General features: G+C 37.8%; 15 protein-coding genes. 9 read left to right on the forward strand and 6 right to left on the reverse strand.

Translation table 11 applies throughout. The annotated features are described in order from the left end of the window. The first annotated feature begins 106 nt into the window (after positions 1-106). Positions 107-631, forward strand: a complete 525-nt coding sequence (mog, locus tag H1R81_RS20350; RefSeq protein ID WP_181842574.1) for a molybdopterin adenylyltransferase — start codon at positions 107-109, stop codon at positions 629-631. 51 nt (positions 632-682) lie between these two features. Here the strand turns inward: mog and H1R81_RS20355 are convergent, their stop codons facing one another. After that, the gene (locus H1R81_RS20355) at positions 683-1,255 is read right to left on the reverse strand and encodes a hypothetical protein (protein WP_181842575.1); all 573 of its coding nucleotides are present in this window, start codon (positions 1,253-1,255) and stop codon (positions 683-685) included. 121 nt (positions 1,256-1,376) lie between these two features. On the opposite strand from H1R81_RS20355, the gene H1R81_RS20360 reads away from it, so the two are divergent. From H1R81_RS20360 to H1R81_RS20375, 5 genes are all read left to right on the forward strand, one after another. Further along, positions 1,377-2,576, forward strand: a complete 1,200-nt coding sequence (locus H1R81_RS20360; protein WP_181842576.1) for a carboxypeptidase-like regulatory domain-containing protein — start codon at positions 1,377-1,379, stop codon at positions 2,574-2,576. A 125-nt stretch (positions 2,577-2,701) separates the two neighbouring features. Further along, entirely contained in the window at positions 2,702-3,166 is a 465-nt protein-coding gene (locus H1R81_RS27805; protein ID WP_409013563.1) for a transposase, read from the forward strand. A 25-nt stretch (positions 3,167-3,191) separates the two neighbouring features. Continuing rightward, complete coding sequence (locus H1R81_RS27810) at positions 3,192-3,518, forward strand: transposase (RefSeq protein ID WP_409013564.1); 327 nt, start codon at positions 3,192-3,194, stop codon at positions 3,516-3,518. A 472-nt stretch (positions 3,519-3,990) separates the two neighbouring features. After that, positions 3,991-4,467 (forward strand): hypothetical protein, encoded by a 477-nt coding sequence (locus tag H1R81_RS20370; protein ID WP_181842577.1) that lies wholly within the window; start codon positions 3,991-3,993, stop codon positions 4,465-4,467. A 27-nt stretch (positions 4,468-4,494) separates the two neighbouring features. Beyond that, positions 4,495-4,884, forward strand: a complete 390-nt coding sequence (locus H1R81_RS20375) for a hypothetical protein (protein WP_181842578.1) — start codon at positions 4,495-4,497, stop codon at positions 4,882-4,884. Positions 4,885-5,293: 409 nt separating this feature from the next. On the opposite strand, the gene ychF is transcribed toward H1R81_RS20375, so the two are convergent. Together ychF and H1R81_RS20385 are read right to left on the reverse strand one after the other, a co-directional pair. Continuing rightward, entirely contained in the window at positions 5,294-6,397 is a 1,104-nt protein-coding gene (ychF, locus tag H1R81_RS20380; RefSeq protein WP_181842579.1) for a redox-regulated ATPase YchF, read from the reverse strand. A 346-nt stretch (positions 6,398-6,743) separates the two neighbouring features. After that, the gene (locus H1R81_RS20385) at positions 6,744-7,094 is read right to left on the reverse strand and encodes a DUF3276 family protein (RefSeq protein WP_181842580.1); all 351 of its coding nucleotides are present in this window, start codon (positions 7,092-7,094) and stop codon (positions 6,744-6,746) included. A 230-nt stretch (positions 7,095-7,324) separates the two neighbouring features. Between H1R81_RS20385 and H1R81_RS20390 the strand changes: the two genes are divergently transcribed. The 3 genes from H1R81_RS20390 to H1R81_RS20400 are packed head-to-tail and all read left to right on the forward strand — an operon-like array spanning position 7,325 to position 10,826. Then, positions 7,325-7,972, forward strand: a complete 648-nt coding sequence (locus H1R81_RS20390) for a septal ring lytic transglycosylase RlpA family protein (protein ID WP_181842581.1) — start codon at positions 7,325-7,327, stop codon at positions 7,970-7,972. 9 nt (positions 7,973-7,981) lie between these two features. Next, positions 7,982-8,884, forward strand: a complete 903-nt coding sequence (locus tag H1R81_RS20395) for a DUF58 domain-containing protein (protein ID WP_181842582.1) — start codon at positions 7,982-7,984, stop codon at positions 8,882-8,884. A 37-nt stretch (positions 8,885-8,921) separates the two neighbouring features. Continuing rightward, the gene (locus tag H1R81_RS20400; RefSeq protein ID WP_181842583.1) at positions 8,922-10,826 is read left to right on the forward strand and encodes a hypothetical protein; all 1,905 of its coding nucleotides are present in this window, start codon (positions 8,922-8,924) and stop codon (positions 10,824-10,826) included. Positions 10,827-10,981: 155 nt separating this feature from the next. Here the strand turns inward: H1R81_RS20400 and H1R81_RS20405 are convergent, their stop codons facing one another. The 3 genes from H1R81_RS20405 to H1R81_RS20415 all read right to left on the reverse strand — a co-directional run. After that, positions 10,982-12,970 carry a T9SS type A sorting domain-containing protein gene (locus H1R81_RS20405; protein WP_181842584.1) on the reverse strand — a complete coding sequence of 663 codons (1,989 nt, stop codon included), beginning with the start codon at positions 12,968-12,970 and terminating at the stop codon, positions 10,982-10,984. A gap of 535 nt (positions 12,971-13,505) precedes the next feature. After that, complete coding sequence (locus H1R81_RS20410) at positions 13,506-16,937, reverse strand: DUF11 domain-containing protein (RefSeq protein ID WP_181842585.1); 3,432 nt, start codon at positions 16,935-16,937, stop codon at positions 13,506-13,508. A gap of 48 nt (positions 16,938-16,985) precedes the next feature. Further along, positions 16,986-18,300: PKD domain-containing protein (locus H1R81_RS20415; protein ID WP_409013565.1), on the reverse strand; the 1,315-nt coding region annotated here is incomplete at its 5' end.

Consider the following 18,300-nt stretch of genomic DNA (forward strand, 5'->3'; position numbering starts at 1 on the left):
AATAGTCCATGAGTACCTGAGGAATTATTTACACATTTATTTCCGCCAACTTTAGTTTTCAATAAATTATCTTTAAGGCAATTTTTACTTTGACAATTTTTTCATTATGATAAAAATCGGGGTTATTAATGTTTCAGACAGGGCGAGCGCAGGTATTTATGAAGACATTCCGGGTAAGGCTGTGGTAGAGACTTTAAAGGAGTATCTGATTTCTGATTTTGAAACTGTGTATCGGGTAATACCTGATGAACAGTCTTTGATTTCGCAAACATTGATTGAGATGGCAGATAAACATAACTGTTGCCTGATTGTAACAACTGGTGGCACAGGCCCTGCTCTACGAGATGTAACGCCAGAAGCGACAGAAGCGGTGTGCCAGAAAATGATGCCGGGATTCGGGGAGTTGATGCGAATGGAAAGTCTGAAATATGTGCCAACAGCTATTTTATCCCGCCAGACAGCAGGCATCCGTAATCATTCGTTAATAATTAATCTGCCTGGTAAGCCTAAAGCCATCAGGCAATGTTTAGATGCTGTATTTCCGGCTGTTCCTTACTGTATTGATTTAATTGAAGGGCCGTATTTAGTTTGTAATCAAGATGTAATGAAGGAGTTCAGACCTAAAAGTTAAATAAAAAGTCTCAACCCTTACCAGATTGAGACTTTTTATTTAAAATCTATATTAAATTTTGTTATCGGCTTTCAGATACGTTTTGTTACCATTTGAATTGATGTAGTACTGACCCCCACGAGGACCTTCATAAATTGTACGTCCCTTCTGGTCTTTTCCGATTTGCTTATCGGCGCCTGCTATTCTTTTACGGGTACTTCCATCAGCTTCTTTGCCATCGTCTTTTGTATTTGGTTTTGGTACAGGTTTTATGGTATTATCTTTATCAGCTACTTTTTTTTCTTTCGTATCAGTCTTTTCTTTTTTATCGGTTTTATCTTTCTTATCTGTTTTATCGGCTACTTTTTTCTCCTTCGTATCTGTCTTTTCTTTCTTATCAGCTACTTTTTTTTCTTTCGTATCAGGCTTTTCTTTCTTTTCAGCAGTTTCTTTTTTCTCTGTCTTTTCTTTTTTTTCAGGTTTCTCCTTTTTCTCTTTCTTTTCAGCTACTTCTTTTTTTTCAGGCTTTTCTTTTTTCTCAGTTTTTTCTTTTGCTTTACCTTTGCTCTTCACTTCTTGAGCAGTTAAATCAAGCACAGAAAAACTTAGCAAACTCATAAATAATAGTACTAATATTTTTTTCATTGTTTTAGAGAGTTTTGGTTTAAACTGTATCAAATGTATGCAAACTATAAAAAAAAATGCAAGTCTTTCATTAAAAATTAATCTCTGTCGTTACTATTAGTAAATTCTTAAATAAAAATCTATGAGAATTAACTCCTTTTTAATCGTATTATTATTTCCCACGTTAGTTTTTTCCCAAGGTTATGTTTCAATTTCGGGGAAAATTATTGATAAAGCGACCCAACAAGCTCTTCCGAATGCTTATCTGAGTATTCCAAGTAAAGGTTTTTCAAGTCAGACAAATGCTGTAGGAGAGTTTAAATTCTTTTTCCCGAAAATTGACCTTGACTCAATGCTGATTATTTCGGCTATTGGTTATAAGAGTATAAGTAAGAAAGCATCGGCTTATGATTCGACCAGTGTTATTGAATTGGAAAAAGCTGAAACTTTAGCTTCAGTGCAAGGCGGAGACCCTAAAGTCTTATTGAAAGAAGCATTTGCTCTGGTCAAGAAAAATAACCCATCTTATCCTACTTACCAGATTGGTTTCTATCTTGAAACACTTGAAATGGAGAAATTAGGATTCGTAAAAATAACGGAAGGGATTTTAAGAGTTGAACGACCGCATACAGCTAAGGAAATTGGTGTTGAAAAAGCCAAACTATTGAAAGGGCGTAAATATGACTGGGCCGGACAGACAGCCAAACTTGATGGTTGGGGTTTTATGAACGGAGCAGCTATTGTGACGCGTTCGTTGGAAGGTGGCATACCTGAATATTTAGATAAAGGCAGTATCAATGATTATGACTTCAAAATTGATTCATTAATGACCTATTTTAACGATAGTCTGGTATATTCTATGAGTTTCTGGCCTGTTAATAAACGAGTGAAAGCAGCACGGAATGGCAAGATTTATATAGATGTAAATAACCAGGCGATTGTCAGGATTGAATATGAAATGACTCCTGAGGGAGTAAAAGATGTGATTGGCAGAAGCTTTATTGATAATACCAGAAAAGCCGGAAAAGTAGTAAAAGGCTATACACAGTTCTTACCTTTGAATGGCAAGTGGCAATTACAAGATAGCAAGCTAACGTTTGTAGCCGATTTTGAGGATAAACTTGAAAAGAAGTTTACTACTGAGGCTACAATGAATGTACAGTTTATGGCTAATGAAAGTATGCGAATGGGACGTAGTGCCATCAGATTAGATGACGAATTATTAACGACCAACAATTTCCCGAAGGGGGGTAAGTATGAAGAAGAATTCTGGTCTCAAAAAAATCATCTGGTTCCAACTCCTGCTATGCTGGAGATGATGGATAAGATGGTGAAGAAGTGAATATTTTAATTCCATTTAATCCCTCAAATCCTTATTTACTATGAGATGATTCAAAGTAAAATAAAAATAGATTCGTAAAAAAAGTCGAAATTTGTAGCTCTCTTACCTTCTACAAAAAACCAGACATGATACGAATCTTGAGCAAAGATAGCATAAAAAGATATATAGTTCTTTACCTGTCCATAGGAAAAAGAGGTGGTAGCCGTCATAGCGTATATGCAATAGTAAACGCCATTTTATACAAGCTTAAGACGGGTGTTCATTGGCACCTATTACCAGTTAAATCGTTGATTTATAGAGCTAAGATAAAATGGGGCAGTATTTTTTATCACTTCCGCAAATGGGTAAAAGATGGTAGCTGGCAGGCTGCTATGAGTGGATTAATAAGTAGTCATAGGCACATATTAGATTTGAGTGTAGGGCAGTTAGATGGGAGTCACACTGCAGCTAAAAGAGGTGGCCAGCAGGTAGGATACCAAGGATGGAAGAAACAAAACACTACTAACACTCTATGGTTAACAGACCGAAAAGGTTTGGTAGTAGGTTTTAGTCAGCCATTGGCTGGAAATCATCGCAGCGGCGAACCGTAATGATGCTTTTGAGATTGAATCAAAAATGGATAGTATAGTCAAACAACTTCAGAAAAGTACTATACGTGTTGATGGTTTATTTGTAAATGCGGATGCAGGTTTTGATACAGAGGATTTTAGAAAAGTTTGCCTAAAACATCATATCATTGCCAATGTGCCTGAAAATAAGCGTAATACAATTTCTCCGAAAGAAAGTAAAGTCATCTTCGACGAGGAAATGTATCAGTGTAGATATGTAATAGAAAGAACTAATGCCTGGTGTGATAGTTATCGTACAATGTTAATTCGACAGGATACTACTCGGATTCTTGGATGGCCTGGCATTGTCTGTTCGTTATCATTCAATGGGTAAAAAATCTCATAAAACTTTAAATCAGTTCTATTAAAAAATCCGTCAATCACAACAATCAAAAATATTTAATAATTTTTTACTTCCATTTTGGTTCAAAATTCAAACTATTGTTTTGGTTATCAGGATGAAATATTTCGAAGAATATAATGCCAAGTAATACATCATATTGAAAAAACAATTTTCTCATCACAATGTTATTTAACCTGGACTGATTACTACTTAATCAAAGAATTTATAATCATTAAATTTGAGAGGTTATTAATGCGTAACAACATTAATGACCTCTCAAAGTTACCGTTAAATAAAAACCCTTCTCTTTTGTTTTTGGATTAAACTCCTTATTATAAGTTTGACTGTCTACATCACTCAATTACTTTTAACTTAAAAATCTACAAACAAACTGAGCAATTTAATTAAACAACTATCGTTCACCTTAGTAGTACTTATACTACTTTCTTGTGAAAAAAAGGCTGTGACTGAAGAAATTCCTTCATCCTTAAAACCAGTGACTTCTTTAGCTGATGTTCAAAAAAATCTCCGCAAACTGAGAGCAAGCAGCAACGTTGAAAAGGTAAGTAAGCAAATCGAGAATGACCCTTTATTTAAAGATTATCTTAAAGCAATAGACCAATTCCGAGTTGAAAGATTCTCTTATAAAGAGAATCAGATTGACAGTGAGAAGCTGAAAACCGGTAATAAGCCTAAGTCTTATGACGAATTAGTAAACAAATTTAAAGAGGCCGGGATGAAAGACGCTGATAAAAGAATGAAAAACCACTTCGATATTGTTATAACAAAATCAAAATTATGTGATAAATACCCCGATTTCTGTAAGCTATCTGGTATGGAGCAAGCATCTATTCTTATAGAAAGCTCCAAAATTAAAATAGATTCTGAATTTTTGACGAAATATGACAAAGATTATCAGAAAGCAAAACCACAGAAATAAATACTAAACTCTTTAAATAAAATTATCATGAAAAAAATAGCGTTATTATTGGTACTATTCTTCTCTTTTGGTAACTTGACTCCATCTTATTCAGTACCTTCGTGTTGTCAGTGCTTTTATTATTATGAACAAAACGCATATGCAGTAGATGTTTTGGCAACAGCGGGAGTTAGTGGATGTTTCGATGATACTAATCCATTTGGATATTATGATATGGGAAGATTGGCGATGGAGTATTTTTCTGGTTTTAGTGGGATGTCATACATGGATTTAGCAGTACAATTTGGTACTTGGGCTTTTGATTTTGTTGAATGTGCAAATTTAGTGTATAACCAACAATGGCAAATACAAGAACAATTGCTTAACAATTTAAATGAGTGTGTTGCTAATTATTGCATTGGCGAAATATGCGGATAATTTAAATAACGATGTAGATACTAAGCAGGGTTTAAATACCCTGGTTATTTAATTGATTATAAAATGTTCGAACAAGAAATAAAAAAACAAATTCAGAACTTTAAAAATGGTGCTACTTATAGCGAAGTAAAAGGTCATTTGTTAGAAGAGTATAATGAGGTTGACGCACTTCATATTATAACCCACGCATTTAATAAATACAGACTTGTTAAAGCTAATAAATTTATCCTTTTTGGAATCCTTTTAATAACTATTACATACTTATATCACTTTTTTTATAAGGAAATAAAAAATTCTAATTTCGTGGTATTTAATAGCATTAGTATTATTATAATTTTATACGGCTTGTATCAAAAGTTTCAGTATAAGAAGGATGATTTTTAAAAATCATCCTTCTTATACTGAAACTTTACACATTAAATCTGAAGTGCATCACGTCTCCATCTGCCACTATATATTCTTTACCTTCAATGCGTAAACGTCCGACCTCGCGGCAAGCGGCTTCCGAGCCATACTTTACATAATCGTTATACCCAATAACCTCCGCCTTGATAAATCCTTTTTCAAAATCAGTATGAATTACCCCGGCTGCCTGAGGTGCTTTCCAACCCTCCTGAATTGTCCATGCTCTTACTTCCTGTACACCTGCGGTAAAGTAAGTACGCAAAGTTAATAGTTTATAGGCAGCTCTGATTAAACGATTCAGCCCTGCCTCTTTCATGCCATATTCTTCAAAAAACATTGCTTTATCGTCAGGGTCTTCCATTTCAGTAATCTGTGCTTCGATAGAGTTATTCAGAATAATCATCTGTGCTCCTTCTGCATCAGCTACTTTCTGCAATATGGCCGAATACTTATTACCAGTGTGCATAGAGCCTTCATCAACATTAGCTACATAAAGCACAGGTTTAATAGACAATAAGAATAAATCTGCTACCGCATACAATTCTTCTTTTGCTATACCCAATTCACGAATATTCTTGCCTTGTAATAGCCAATCCTGACAGCGTTTCAATATATCAAATTCAGCTTTTGCTTTGGCATCACCCCCTACTCTGGCTTGTTTTTCTATCTTCTGAATCTTCTTCTCCACACTCTCCAGATCTTTCAACTGCAATTCAGTATCAATGATTTCTTTATCGCTTACCGGATTTATATCGCCCTCGTCACGTAGAATATTCTCATCTTCAAAACATCTGATTACATGAATAATCGCATCTACTTCTCTGATGTTCCCTAAGAATTTATTTCCTAAGCCCTCTCCACGACTTGCTCCCCTTACCAATCCGGCAATATCTACGATTTCAATCTGGGTAGGTACAATTTTATTAGGTTTTACCAATTCGGCCAGTTTATTTAATCTCTCGTCAGGTACGTCTACTAACCCTACATTAGGATCAATGGTACAGAAACGATAATTGCTTGCCTGCGCTTTGGCACTATTTGATACGGCATTAAAAAGTGTTGACTTACCAACGTTAGGCAATCCCACGATTCCGGCTTGTAAAGGCATATAATCTGATTATCTTTAGTCTAAATGAAATTTTCCGCAAAATTACGCTAAAAGCAGGAGAAAGGCAAAAGTAAAGTAAAGGAGGCGCGGTAATATATCAGAATTTTGAATTGTTTATTAATAACAAAGTTCATATATTCAACGAGATACTATACAGCCTGACCTATATCTTGTGTTTTGTTAGTACAAGCCTATAATAGCAAAGCCTCTGAGAATCTCTCAAAGGCTGAATGTCTTTAACCCTTACGTAAATAACAACTATCAATAATAAGGGATTTTCAGATTCTGGCTTAAAGAAAACCTTTAGAATCAGCAGCAAAAATTGATAATTGATACGTTTGTAGAGCTACTCCCATTTTAAATCAGAACTACCACCTGATGCGTAGTCATCGGATTCTTCGTTAGGAACAGAAACCTGTTCGTTTTTGTACTGGTCAAAGTCGAAATCAGGCATCAGTTCAGTTTTAATGTGCCCAATTGTTTCTTGCAGAGCTTCAAGAAATTTGTTAAAATCTTCTTTGTAAACAAACATCTTGCTCTTTTCGAACACAAATCCTCCATCTTTCTGAAAACGACGGCTCTCGGTGATAGTTAGGTAGTAATCATTTGAACGGGTGCTTCTTACATCGAAAAAATAAGTACGCTTGCCCGCTCTGACACGTTTAGAGTAAATTTTGTCTCTGTCTTCTCTTTCCACAATCCTTTTAAGTTTTAGAGGTTTAGAATGATTTTCAAATATAGGTTTTTATTGCTTTATGTAAAATATTTTATTAGGATTTTCTATCAAAAATAATGATATTTTCATTTGAAATAAGAAATTTTCCGCATAAATATTTTAATTCTGTTTTATATACAAAATTTTTGATTGTTTTTGCACTTGATGAAATTTTCGTATCTATGCAATTCGAAAACAAATTTTAACCAAGAATGACCCTTAAAACAGTATCTTTTTTATGTTTATTCATTCTATTTAAACCTACTCAAGTATCCTGTCAAGCCTCAATTATTGGAGTCGAACTGTTTGGAAAAGCATCTTATTATGAAAACAAGTTTTATGGCAGAAAAACGGCCAGTGGTGAAATTCTGAAGAAAAATGTACTCACCTGCGCACACCCGACGTTGCCTTTTGGTACAATGATTGAAGTAACTAATCTGGCAAACAATAAATGGTGTATTGTGAGGGTTAATGATAGAGGGCCCTTTGCAAAAGGGAGGATTCTTGATTTGTCTTATGTAGCAGCGAAACAACTGGATATGTTTCGCCATGGTATAGCAAAGGTAAAATTGACGGTAGTAGGCGAAAATGATACGATTTATATTGAACGCCCCGATTCGATGATTAAAAGTGCGGCTGATTTAATAGTTAATGAACCTGAAGAGGAAGAAATAGTAATACCTTTAAAGCCTAAGCCCAAGACCGTCAGAACGAAGCCTTCAAAATCGTTAAAGAAGAAAAGAGCCAGCCGAAGAACCAATAACCCGGCAACGTCAAGTAGTAACTCGAAGAAACCAGCAGTAAAAAAAGGAACTAAGCAGAAGGTTCCAATCAAGAAAGCAACAGTAAAAAAGACATAGGGTTATAATATGTTAGATTTAGTAAAAATCAGGGAATACGGAAATATTGAATTTCTTGCCAAGCAATTGGTAGAGGGCTTTATTACCGGGCTGCATAAGTCTCCCTTTCATGGTTTCTCTGTGGAATTTGCAGAGCACCGACTTTATAATACAGGTGAAAGTACCCGATATATTGACTGGAAAGTATTTGGTAAAACTGACCGGTTGTATGTTAAACGCTACGAGGAGGAAACTAATCTTCGTTGCCACTTACTGATTGATACGTCTTCTTCAATGTATTATCCTGAAAAATCTAATGGCAAAATGACGTTCAGTATTATGGCTGCCGGAGCATTGGCCTATACCCTGCAAAAACAACGTGATGCGGTTAGTCTCACTACATTTTCTGAGGGTATAGAAATACAAACCCCAATTAAATCGACGCCATCGCACATACATAAGATATTTTTAGATTTAGAATCACTATTACAGAAACCAAAGCCTAATAAAAGAACATCGGTAGTAGAGACTTTGCACGAAATTGCCGAAAAAATTCACAAACGTTCTTTAGTAGTGATTTTCAGCGATATGTTCGATGATATTAATAATACGGAGCGTCTATTCTCGGCTATGCAACACCTGCGTCATAACCTGCATGAAGTATTGTTATTTCATGTAACTGATAAGAATACTGAAGAGGAGTTTAATTTTGATGAACGTCCTTATGAGTTCATTGACCTGGAAACAGGCGAAAAAGTGAAAGTGCAACCATCGCAGGTAAAAACCCATTATCAGACAGCTATTAAAGAGTTTTACCATGATTTGCGTCTGAAATGCGGACAGTATAAAATAGATTTTGTAGAAGCAGATATTTCACAGGGATTTGACCAGATTCTTTCTGCATTTTTAGTAAAAAGAGGAAAAATGAAATAATACTTTCATCTTTACAATCCATAAACTTTTACATACAATGAACACGGGCAGACGTTTCTTTTTAGGTACTTCTGTAGCAGGTTTTATATATCTGCTTTACAGACACTTATTTGGAGGTGAGCCTGTCAAGTCTTCGCTCAGTATCAATCAATTGACGGATGTTTCTGTCTTGCCTACTCCAGAAAAAATTATTCCCAATGGTACTTTTACAGATTTTGAAACAACTCAACTGCCTTCTCTAATAAGTGGTAAAGAAGATATTACAAACAAAAATACTCTTGGTTTTGAGGTATTCCCAGATGTGAATGGTCGGCCTTCACAAAAATTTAATAGCCGGTTTTTATGGGGGAACGGTGTTGAGTTTTTGAATCATAGCGGAGACACCCCTCCAATCGCGCTTTCAAAAGGCCTGGCTACAGGATTTGACAATTGTTTTTTGAATACGCTGAAAGGGGTACCGGGTGAACATAGATATAAATGGACACTTTTTAATGATTTTATGTTCTGGCAAAAAAGCCATACCGAATTAGAAAAACAGGGTGCTGAAAACTATGTAGCGATGCAGTATCAATCATTAGATGCTACAGGTAAACGTGTGCCTTTTGCTTTTACGATGCTTGATATTGAAGCGGGGGTAACCGATTTTTCGAAAATCAGCTCTTTTCTGAAAGGGTATTATACAGCTGCCAAGAAAGATAACCCCAGACATATAGTGATTCTATATAGCTACGCCCCCAACAAAGGGTTTACTTACTGGCAAAGTGGTTATTATTATGATGGTGACAACGTACCACTTGACGAAAAATTCTTTCCGTTCAGCAAGCATTCTTATAATGAGACTAAGGCCAAAGTGAGTAGTGGTATTATCAATAATTACTTCCGTGGAAAAGACCTGATGTATAATATACTGGTTAGTTATCCGAAAGTCAATCTGCCTATTACTACCCCAATGTATAAGAAAGATGCTAACGGGTATTTTATTATTGATAGTTATGGCAATCGGGTATTAAGAGATGATACTTTTCAGGAAAATCAGAGGGGGGAATTAATTAATTTTTCCGCTGCCGGAAAAAGGGAACATATATCACAATCTGAAGGCCATAATTATGGAGAGTATCGGTTAAAATCTGAATTGTATCATGGCATCAATCAGTTTGGAGGTTATTATTCTGAAATCTTCTTCCGCCTGCAAATGCTTGCCAACGATTGTGGCTTGAAAGATGATTTCCAGAATATTCATGCAATCAATAATCCTTACCAGACTGTCGGTATTTTAAGGCACGATTTAGAGTCCAATCCTTTCACCAATCTTTACCGCCCTATTGACAGGGTAACTGCTGAATGGCATGGGGCATTGGTTTATACATTATTGAATAATCTGTTGATCTGGACAAATGTTACTGGAGGGAATATAGGTTTGACTTTAAGGGGAGCGTGGTTAAATGGTAATTTTATACCTGATTTACATGTATCAACCCAAGAAGGAACTCCGTTTGGACAGAATTATTTTGGTGATGGCGCAGGGCAGCCTAAAAGGGAAGGTCATCTGGGTAATTATCGCCAATGGGCGGCCAAAATGTATCAGATGCAGGCCGAAAACAGAGTATATGGTCTATGGCAAAAAACTGATAAAATCCTGGCGTTTGCCCACCCCGAACAAATTATTAACGGTCAGTTCCCGGCTGTTGGCAGATTACAGGGTAATATTCTGAAACTAAGTGCGGTTGAATCGAAGCTTGAAATCGGCGAAAATTTTCAGGTATTAATAAAGAACAAAAAGAACAATGCTGTTTTTACGAAAACGCTATCAGCAAAAACGGTCTTGAATGAAATCATTGTTCTACCTACAGGTCAATACAATGCACAGGACATTTATCTTGAATACACCAGTCCTATAAAAGGTGGCTTAAAAAGAATAAATGGACGTGGTGAAACCGTTTAAAATAAAAACAGGAGCTACAAATGAACTCCTGTTTAAAGCTTAAGCTTAGCTAATAAGTGGCCGGCTACTTTTTCAGAAGCAATCTTATTCACTCATTAACTGTCAAATTATCCAATTTAATTCACTCAATAAACTCACAATTGTCAAAAGTCTTCTTAATTGTGTATGACAATAAACTTATTACTTACAAATCTTTTGCTATTAATTACTATCTGATAAACATAAGTACCTGCTGCCCAGTCAGCCGTTGGTATGGTTGTTTTGGTATCGGTGTTTTCTATATTATAGGTACCGATAATTGTACCTGACAAATTAAATATTACTAATTTTGCCGCTGGGATATGATCAGGTAAAGTATAATCAAAATTAATTTCTCTATCAGCCGGATTTGGATATAAGGCTGAGATTGTCACTTTACTGAAATCATCATCGGCCTTCATTGTAGCACTTTCGCACTTACATACTTTTGTAGCAAACATTTCTTCTTCTGTATCATGTACTTCTGTCAGGGTCAGCTCTCTTTTTTCGCTTACAACTTTTGTCTTCTTATCTCGAGCGGCTACATAATATGAACCTCCTCTTTTAGGTGTAAACTCTAATCCTGTGGCAACAGGCCGTTCGGCTTTTTCGTCATCATACCAAAGTACCTCTGTCCCTTTAGCAGTATTTGTTACACTGAAAGCAGGCATAGGTGAACCTGGAGAAAAAGTCTCATTCTGATTTAATACGAGGGGTATCTGAACAGTCGGCAGGTCGCAGTTAGGTGCATTTACTATTTTACTTGTGCTACAATTACCTGTAATATCTGTAGCTAATAAGGAAACATTCGGCATGAAAGCCGGAACGTTTTCGATGGTATAAAATCCGTTACTATGGGCTACCACATATCCTGCACTTGACTGAAGAGGTAATTTATTCAGACGTTTCAGGTAGTCATAAGCTGTAGGCATCCCAATATTGGTAAGACCCGCATAGATTTGTTGTACGAGTGCCCATTCGTCTCCTTCCAATTTTACACGAATACTGTAACTATCTACTTTTTTGTTACAGTAGATAGAGTCAACTACAATTTTAGGGCCTGTACATCCCTGTACCAAAATAGGACAACAACTGGTTATATTACAGGTGCCAGATGCCTTAGAGAAAGTATATTCTCCGCCTTTTGCGATGCTTAATGAGCTATCTTTGTTAATAACAGCAATATTAGGTGAAGTATCCTTTGTAATTTCTTCGTAAAGACCTGATGCCATATTTTTATAATACCATTTTACACCCTTGTATCTTTTCAGAGTAACCCGATAGGTTTCATCTTTCTGTAATTCTACCGGCACGCTTACACAGCTTACGCCGTAATCGCTCTCATCTGCATTGGCCACCGGGTTTTTCATATCTTTTTCTACACCATTCTGTCGCCAGATATAAGAGGTACAATAAGATAAGCCTGTTTGAGTTACTTTAGCTTTAATAACTAACTTGATGGTTTCGCCTCCATTAACATTGCCAACACCCCATGCACCTCCGATAGGATCAAATACTCCTTTGTCGGCATAGAAATAGACAACCTTTAAACTACCACTCAGGATATTCTGAATAGCTACGCTGGTGGCTGTTTTACTCCCTTTGTTAACGACCAAGGTTGTGAAAGTAACTACCTCGTCTAACTGTGGTGTATGTATATCAACCCCCTGAATCAGTTCCAGTTTGCTGTAGTCGGTAAGATTGGCAAAGTTTACGTGCTCCAGAACGATAGTCTGATCTGCGTAGCAGGTTTCTGAATTATAAACCCTGATGGTATATGCTTTAATTGTAGCCGGATTTGGCAGGTTCTTAATCTCTATTTCTTTTTTTCCCTGATCTATCAGTATAGATTTAGTATAATCTAATCCGGCAACACCATTCTCTGAAATAGTATATCGTGTGGCATTCTCAATATTTGAAATCAGGATTCGGGCGTCATTACTATTGGCCTGAGTTACATCAATACTACGAACAGAAAACATGGGAGGGTAGCAAATATCATGCATGGCTGCTTTACGGAAACCAACATCTGAATAATTGGAGTCTCCTTTATTGAAGCCTAACAGTATAATTGTTATAACTATAATCCCTGCCCTAAAAAGACCGGAAAATCTACTCCTTGACAAACTTAAAAAGTTTTTCATCGTAATCTCAATAGCTAAAAATCACTCAATAGCAATGTCAGTAATTTAGTGTTGAAATTTTTAAAATCTTATAAAGCACTCAAAGTAAACGGGACATGCGCAGTCTTATATTATTACAATAAGGTATAAGCCATTGCCAATTCTATTATGGGAGGGAACATCGGGTGTTGTGCAAATAAAAGCTTATTATACTACCATAAAATAAGTTTTTATTTGTGAGAAAAAGAAATTTCAGAAGAATTGTTTTTCTTTTATGTCTTTCTTTTTTCAATGTTGGGGTCAATTCATCGCTAAAGTCCAATTTACAACTATTTAATACTTTAATTCTGTTTTTTCGACCAATGGCGTGAAAAGGAATTTTTTTGGATTAAAAACCCTATCAATATATTGAAGATGCCCTAAAAAGTAAATTAATTGCCCATTAGCTTTCAAACCTGTTTGCCGATATAACTAACTAAATCCTGTAAGACTTCTGCCTTACAGGATTCAGCTAATTATTAATCGCTATGCTATGTTACTATTTGGTTTTTGTAACTGTTGCCGGTTCGCAATAACCTCCCGGACAAGCACAATCTGTTTTAGTAAGCGTAGCTACCCGGTCAATTGTACAATTAAACGAGTTCTTGATTCTTACAGTATAGTCTTGTGTTGCCGCTGTTGGGTTTGGTAAGTTACTTGCAAACACACCGCCTGACGGAACGGTAGCATAAGTAGATGGTGTTGGCGTGCCATACGTACTACCTATGTTATAAGAAACCTCATCAGAATTACGATATCTTGTCAGAATCAACTGAGCGTTGTTTTGAGAAACAGAACCCACGCAAAGAGAATTTACCGCAATTACAGTCGCAACTGGTTTTGGATTGACGGTTACTGGTATTTGTGCCATTCCTGATTCGCAACCTGTGCCAGGTATTGATTGTGATACATAGAACATGGTCAAACCTGCCACACTTGTATTTGGTGTTGGTGCAGTTAAAGTGCTACTGCCACCTACATGCCATATAATTGAATTACCCGATTCGCCTGTTGCTGCAAGAGCTGTAGCTGTTTCTTGTTCACAATATACAACTGGAGAGATAGCTGGAGCTTCTGGCGTACGGTTTACAATTACGATAGCATCATCACGATTCGACTCGCAACCAGTTGTCGCATCTTTCTGACTTACATAGTAAGTAGTTGTACCTACTGCATCAGTTAAAGGAATTGGAGCTGTTGTGTCGCCTGTACCACCTGTTGAGTTAGTACCATACCACAAGATCGGATTGCCTGACACTCCTGAGGCAGTAAGGGCAACAGCCGCTACACCCTGACAATAAGTTTTATCCTGAGCAACCGGAGCAGCTGGTTTAGCATTTACAGTTACCTCTAATTCTGCACGATGAGACTCACAACCATTAACATCTACCTGTGTTACATAGTAAGTATCTATACCTGCGGTAGTCGGGTTATATACCGGTGCAGTAGTTGAAGATACCCCACCTGTTGAGCTTGTGCCGTACCATAATAATGTGTTACCGGAGGCGGCTGTTGCCACCAGAGTAGCGGCTGCATCTTCTGCACAGAACACTTTGTCTGCGGTTACTGGTAGCTCAGGTAATGGGTTGATTACTACTGCTACTGAAGCTGTTGCCGAACATGCCACCCCATTGGTAACGGTTACTACATATGTTCCTTCATGTGCTTCTATTGCATTGGTTCTTGTCGGATTAGCTGTATTAGCTGTAAAGCTTGCGGGTCCTGTCCATGCGTATGAGCCACCAGTACCTGCACCATCTGATGTGAAAGTGATTGTTCCTTCTGCACAAACAGGGCTGTTTGATGCAATAGTTGGTACTGGAGTAGGTCTGATTTCGACATCAATTGAAGCACGGTTAGACTCACAAGTAGTAACATCATCTTTTCTACTTACATAATAGGTAGTTGTGCCTACGGCATTGGTTAATGCTACAGTGGCAGTTGTAGAACCCGTGCTACCAGTAGAAGCTGTGCCATACCATAAGATAGTGTAACCTGTTGTTGTACCATTAACTGCTAACGTAACAGGGTCTGAATCCTGGCAAGCAGATACAGGAGTAGTAACAGTTGGCGGAGCAGGTTTAGCATTTACGGTTACTTCAATATCTGCACGATGAGACTCACAACCATTCACATCTACCTGTGTTACATAGTAAGTATCTATACCTGCTGTAGTCGGATTGTAAACTGGTACCGTAGTTGATGAAACTCCACCTGTTGAGCTTGTGCCATACCATAATAATGTATTACCCGATGCGGCTGTTGCTACTAAAGGAGCGGCTGCATCTTCTGCACAGAACACTTTGTCTGCGGTTACCGGTGGTTCTGGTAGTGGGTTGATTACTACTGCTACCGAAGCCGTTGCCGAACATGCCACCCCATTGGTAACTGTTACTACATATGTTCCTTCGTAAGCCTCTACTGCATTAGTTCTGGTCGGATTAGCTGTATTAGCTGTAAAGCTTGCGGGTCCTGTCCATGCGTATGAGCCGCCAGTACCTGCGCCATCTGAAGTGAAAGTGATTGTTCCTTCTTCACAAACAGGGCTGTTTGAAGCAATTACTGGTACCGGAAGATCTTTGATTTCTAAAGTAATCGTAATTGAGTCGGCACAATTAGGGTGTCCTTGCTCATACGCTTTCAACTTATATTTGTACACACCCACTGCAGTAGGAAGCGCAGTGAAAGTCAATGAAGTTTGGCCTGAAATGATTCCGGTTGTCGGGTTGCTTGTTCCGTTATCATTATACCATTCATAAATAAACGTTCCGTTCGGAGTAGTTTGAGTATTCTGAGCTGTTATAGTAGCAAAGGTAGCATTGAAACAGATGCTCTGATCAGCAGGGGCAACCAATACCGGTGGTTTACCAGCTTCAATTTTAATCGGGCAACAGCCACCACTTGGACAGGCATTTGGTCCGACGGTCATACTATAAGAATATTCTCCTTCACTGAATATAGTCATAGAACCATCTCCATTAAGTCTGACACCGTTACTTGCAGCATTGCCTGCTGTAATTTCAGTAGCACCCTTGAACCATTTAATATCTGTATAACTTGGCAAAGTAATGGTATATTCATCATTAGAACAATAATCGAATGGTGTAGAAATACAGGCTGAACCCTGATCATCTTCTCCTGCATTATTAGTGGTAGGACTTGAGTCAATATCCTGCTCATTTTCAGCTGACAAATTCGCTGTTACGTATTTCACACCTCTTGTGCTTACTGTTCCTGTTAAAGTTAAGGTAACAGTTTGATTTACAGCTAAATCTCCGATAGTCCAGGTTGTGGTACCATTATATGTACCTGCAGTTGGAGTACCAGTTACACCCGTAAGACCTGCCGGAATACCTACCGTATAAACCACACCTGTAGCAGGGCCTGTTCCTTTATTCTGAACAGTAATTACGATAGAAACTGTGCCGTTTAATGCTACAAAACCACTTGGTGAGACGCCTGTAGTCACCTCAATATCAGGGTTCACGGGAGTAGAATTGAAGTTTACATAATCTAATGTAAATGTCTTGTCAGTATAACAGCTTCCATCTTCAGAGAAAACACGAATGGTATATTCTGTTCCTGCCGGATTAGTTGGAGTAGGTAGGGTTTGTGAAATATAACCACCTGTTAAATCTGAAAATTTGGTTGCGGCGGCAAAATTGGGTCCTGTGTAGGTGTTTCCTACAGAATAGCCAATTTTATTATCGCCGGATAATGCTCCTGAGATTCGGATTTTAGCATCATTAGCAGTTGCAGTTGTGGCGTCAACTCCTACCAGCGTATAATTTATGGGGGTCGTACAAGGCGTTTGGGCAATGACGTTCTGATTCATAAATAACAGGAGGACACCAATAATCGTTAGCCAAACCCAAGGTCGGGTCTGTCTATGATTGGATTGTAAAGTAATTTTGGGTACTTCGTTTTCCATTTGACAAATTGTTAAGTTGGATATGTAAAGCTTAATTAAATTGAGTACTTATTTTGTTTTGGTTGCTGTGGCAGGCGGGCAATAATTTTGCGGGCACCCTTCACATTGTCTGGTTAATAAAACAGTCCTATCGATGGTACAACCATCAGAATTTTTTATTCTAACAGTATAAGCCTGGCTACTTTCTGCTGGGTTTGGTAAATTAGATGCTGGTACTAATCCCCCCACTGGTATGGTTACAAAAGCTGAAGCTATGGCACTGTTAAAAGATGTCCCTATATTATATGAATACTGGTCATCATTTCTATATCTATTTAGCAAAAGTTTACCGTTATCTTGTGGATTATTCAAAATACAAGTAGAGTTTACAGGAATAACTTCAGCATCTGGTGCAGAATTAATTCTTGCTAAACCCGCTGTACGGGAAGGGCTTGAACAATTATTGGTGGAGCACGAAGCAAAATAGAATGTACTTTGCGTTAATGTATTAGTAGCAAAAGTTATGCCAGTTCCTACTAAATTTCCACCTGTTTGGGCATCAAACCATTGAATTGTACCACCAACGCAACCATTTGCAGTCAATGTAACTGACCCGGCTCCACAACGGCTTGCTCCAGTAACGGTGGGAGGTGTAGGTAAGTCATAAATGATTACATTAATAGTTGCAGTAGCACTACAACCCAATGTGTTTGTTACCGTAACGGTATAGATGCCATTGGCCGCTGAAGTTATATTAATAATACCAGGATTCTGACTCGTTGAGGTATAACCGTTCGGTCCTGCCCATGAGTAGCTTGTGCCTCCTGATGAAGTTAAGTTCAAAGTCTGACCTACACAAACAGGGGTATTTGAACCCGCTGTCGGAGTTGGTAAGGCATTAATCACTACTGAGGTGGTCGCTGTGGCACTACAACCACTGGCATTCGTTACAGTTACTGTGTAAATGCCTGTTGCCGCACTGGTTACATTGCTGATATTTGGATTCTGAGTTGTTGAGGTATAACCGTTCGGCCCTGCCCATGAGTAGCTTGTACCTCCTGATGACGTCAGATTTAATGTTTTGCCTACACAGACAGGGGTGTTTGAACCCGCTGTCGGAGTTGGTAAGGCATTAATCACTACTGAGGTGGTCGCTGTGGCAGTGCAACCACTGGCATTCGTTACAGTTACTGTGTAAATGCCTGTCGCCGCACTGGTTACATTGCTGATATTTGGATTCTGACTCGTTGAGGTATAACCATTCGGTCCTGCCCATGAGTAGCTTGTGCCTCCTGATGAAGTTAAGTTCAAAGTCTGACCTACACAAACAGGGGTGTTTGAACCCGCTGTCGGAGTTGGTAAGGCATTAATCACTACTGAGGTG

This window comes from Emticicia sp. BO119 (genome assembly GCF_013912375.1).
GTDB lineage: Bacteria > Bacteroidota > Bacteroidia > Cytophagales > Spirosomataceae > Emticicia.

Coding starts and splice junctions, on each gene's coding strand:
- mog (WP_181842574.1), top strand. CDS start 107: ATGATAAAAATCGGGGTTATTAATGTTTCAGACAGGGCGAGCGCAGGT.
- H1R81_RS20355 (WP_181842575.1), bottom strand. CDS start 1,255: ATGAAAAAAATATTAGTACTATTATTTATGAGTTTGCTAAGTTTTTCT.
- H1R81_RS20360 (WP_181842576.1), top strand. CDS start 1,377: ATGAGAATTAACTCCTTTTTAATCGTATTATTATTTCCCACGTTAGTT.
- H1R81_RS27805 (WP_409013563.1), top strand. CDS start 2,702: ATGATACGAATCTTGAGCAAAGATAGCATAAAAAGATATATAGTTCTT.
- H1R81_RS27810 (WP_409013564.1), top strand. CDS start 3,192: ATGGATAGTATAGTCAAACAACTTCAGAAAAGTACTATACGTGTTGAT.
- H1R81_RS20375 (WP_181842578.1), top strand. CDS start 4,495: ATGAAAAAAATAGCGTTATTATTGGTACTATTCTTCTCTTTTGGTAAC.
- ychF (WP_181842579.1), bottom strand. CDS start 6,397: ATGCCTTTACAAGCCGGAATCGTGGGATTGCCTAACGTTGGTAAGTCA.
- H1R81_RS20390 (WP_181842581.1), top strand. CDS start 7,325: ATGACCCTTAAAACAGTATCTTTTTTATGTTTATTCATTCTATTTAAA.
- H1R81_RS20395 (WP_181842582.1), top strand. CDS start 7,982: ATGTTAGATTTAGTAAAAATCAGGGAATACGGAAATATTGAATTTCTT.
- H1R81_RS20400 (WP_181842583.1), top strand. CDS start 8,922: ATGAACACGGGCAGACGTTTCTTTTTAGGTACTTCTGTAGCAGGTTTT.
- H1R81_RS20410 (WP_181842585.1), bottom strand. CDS start 16,937: ATGGAAAACGAAGTACCCAAAATTACTTTACAATCCAATCATAGACAG.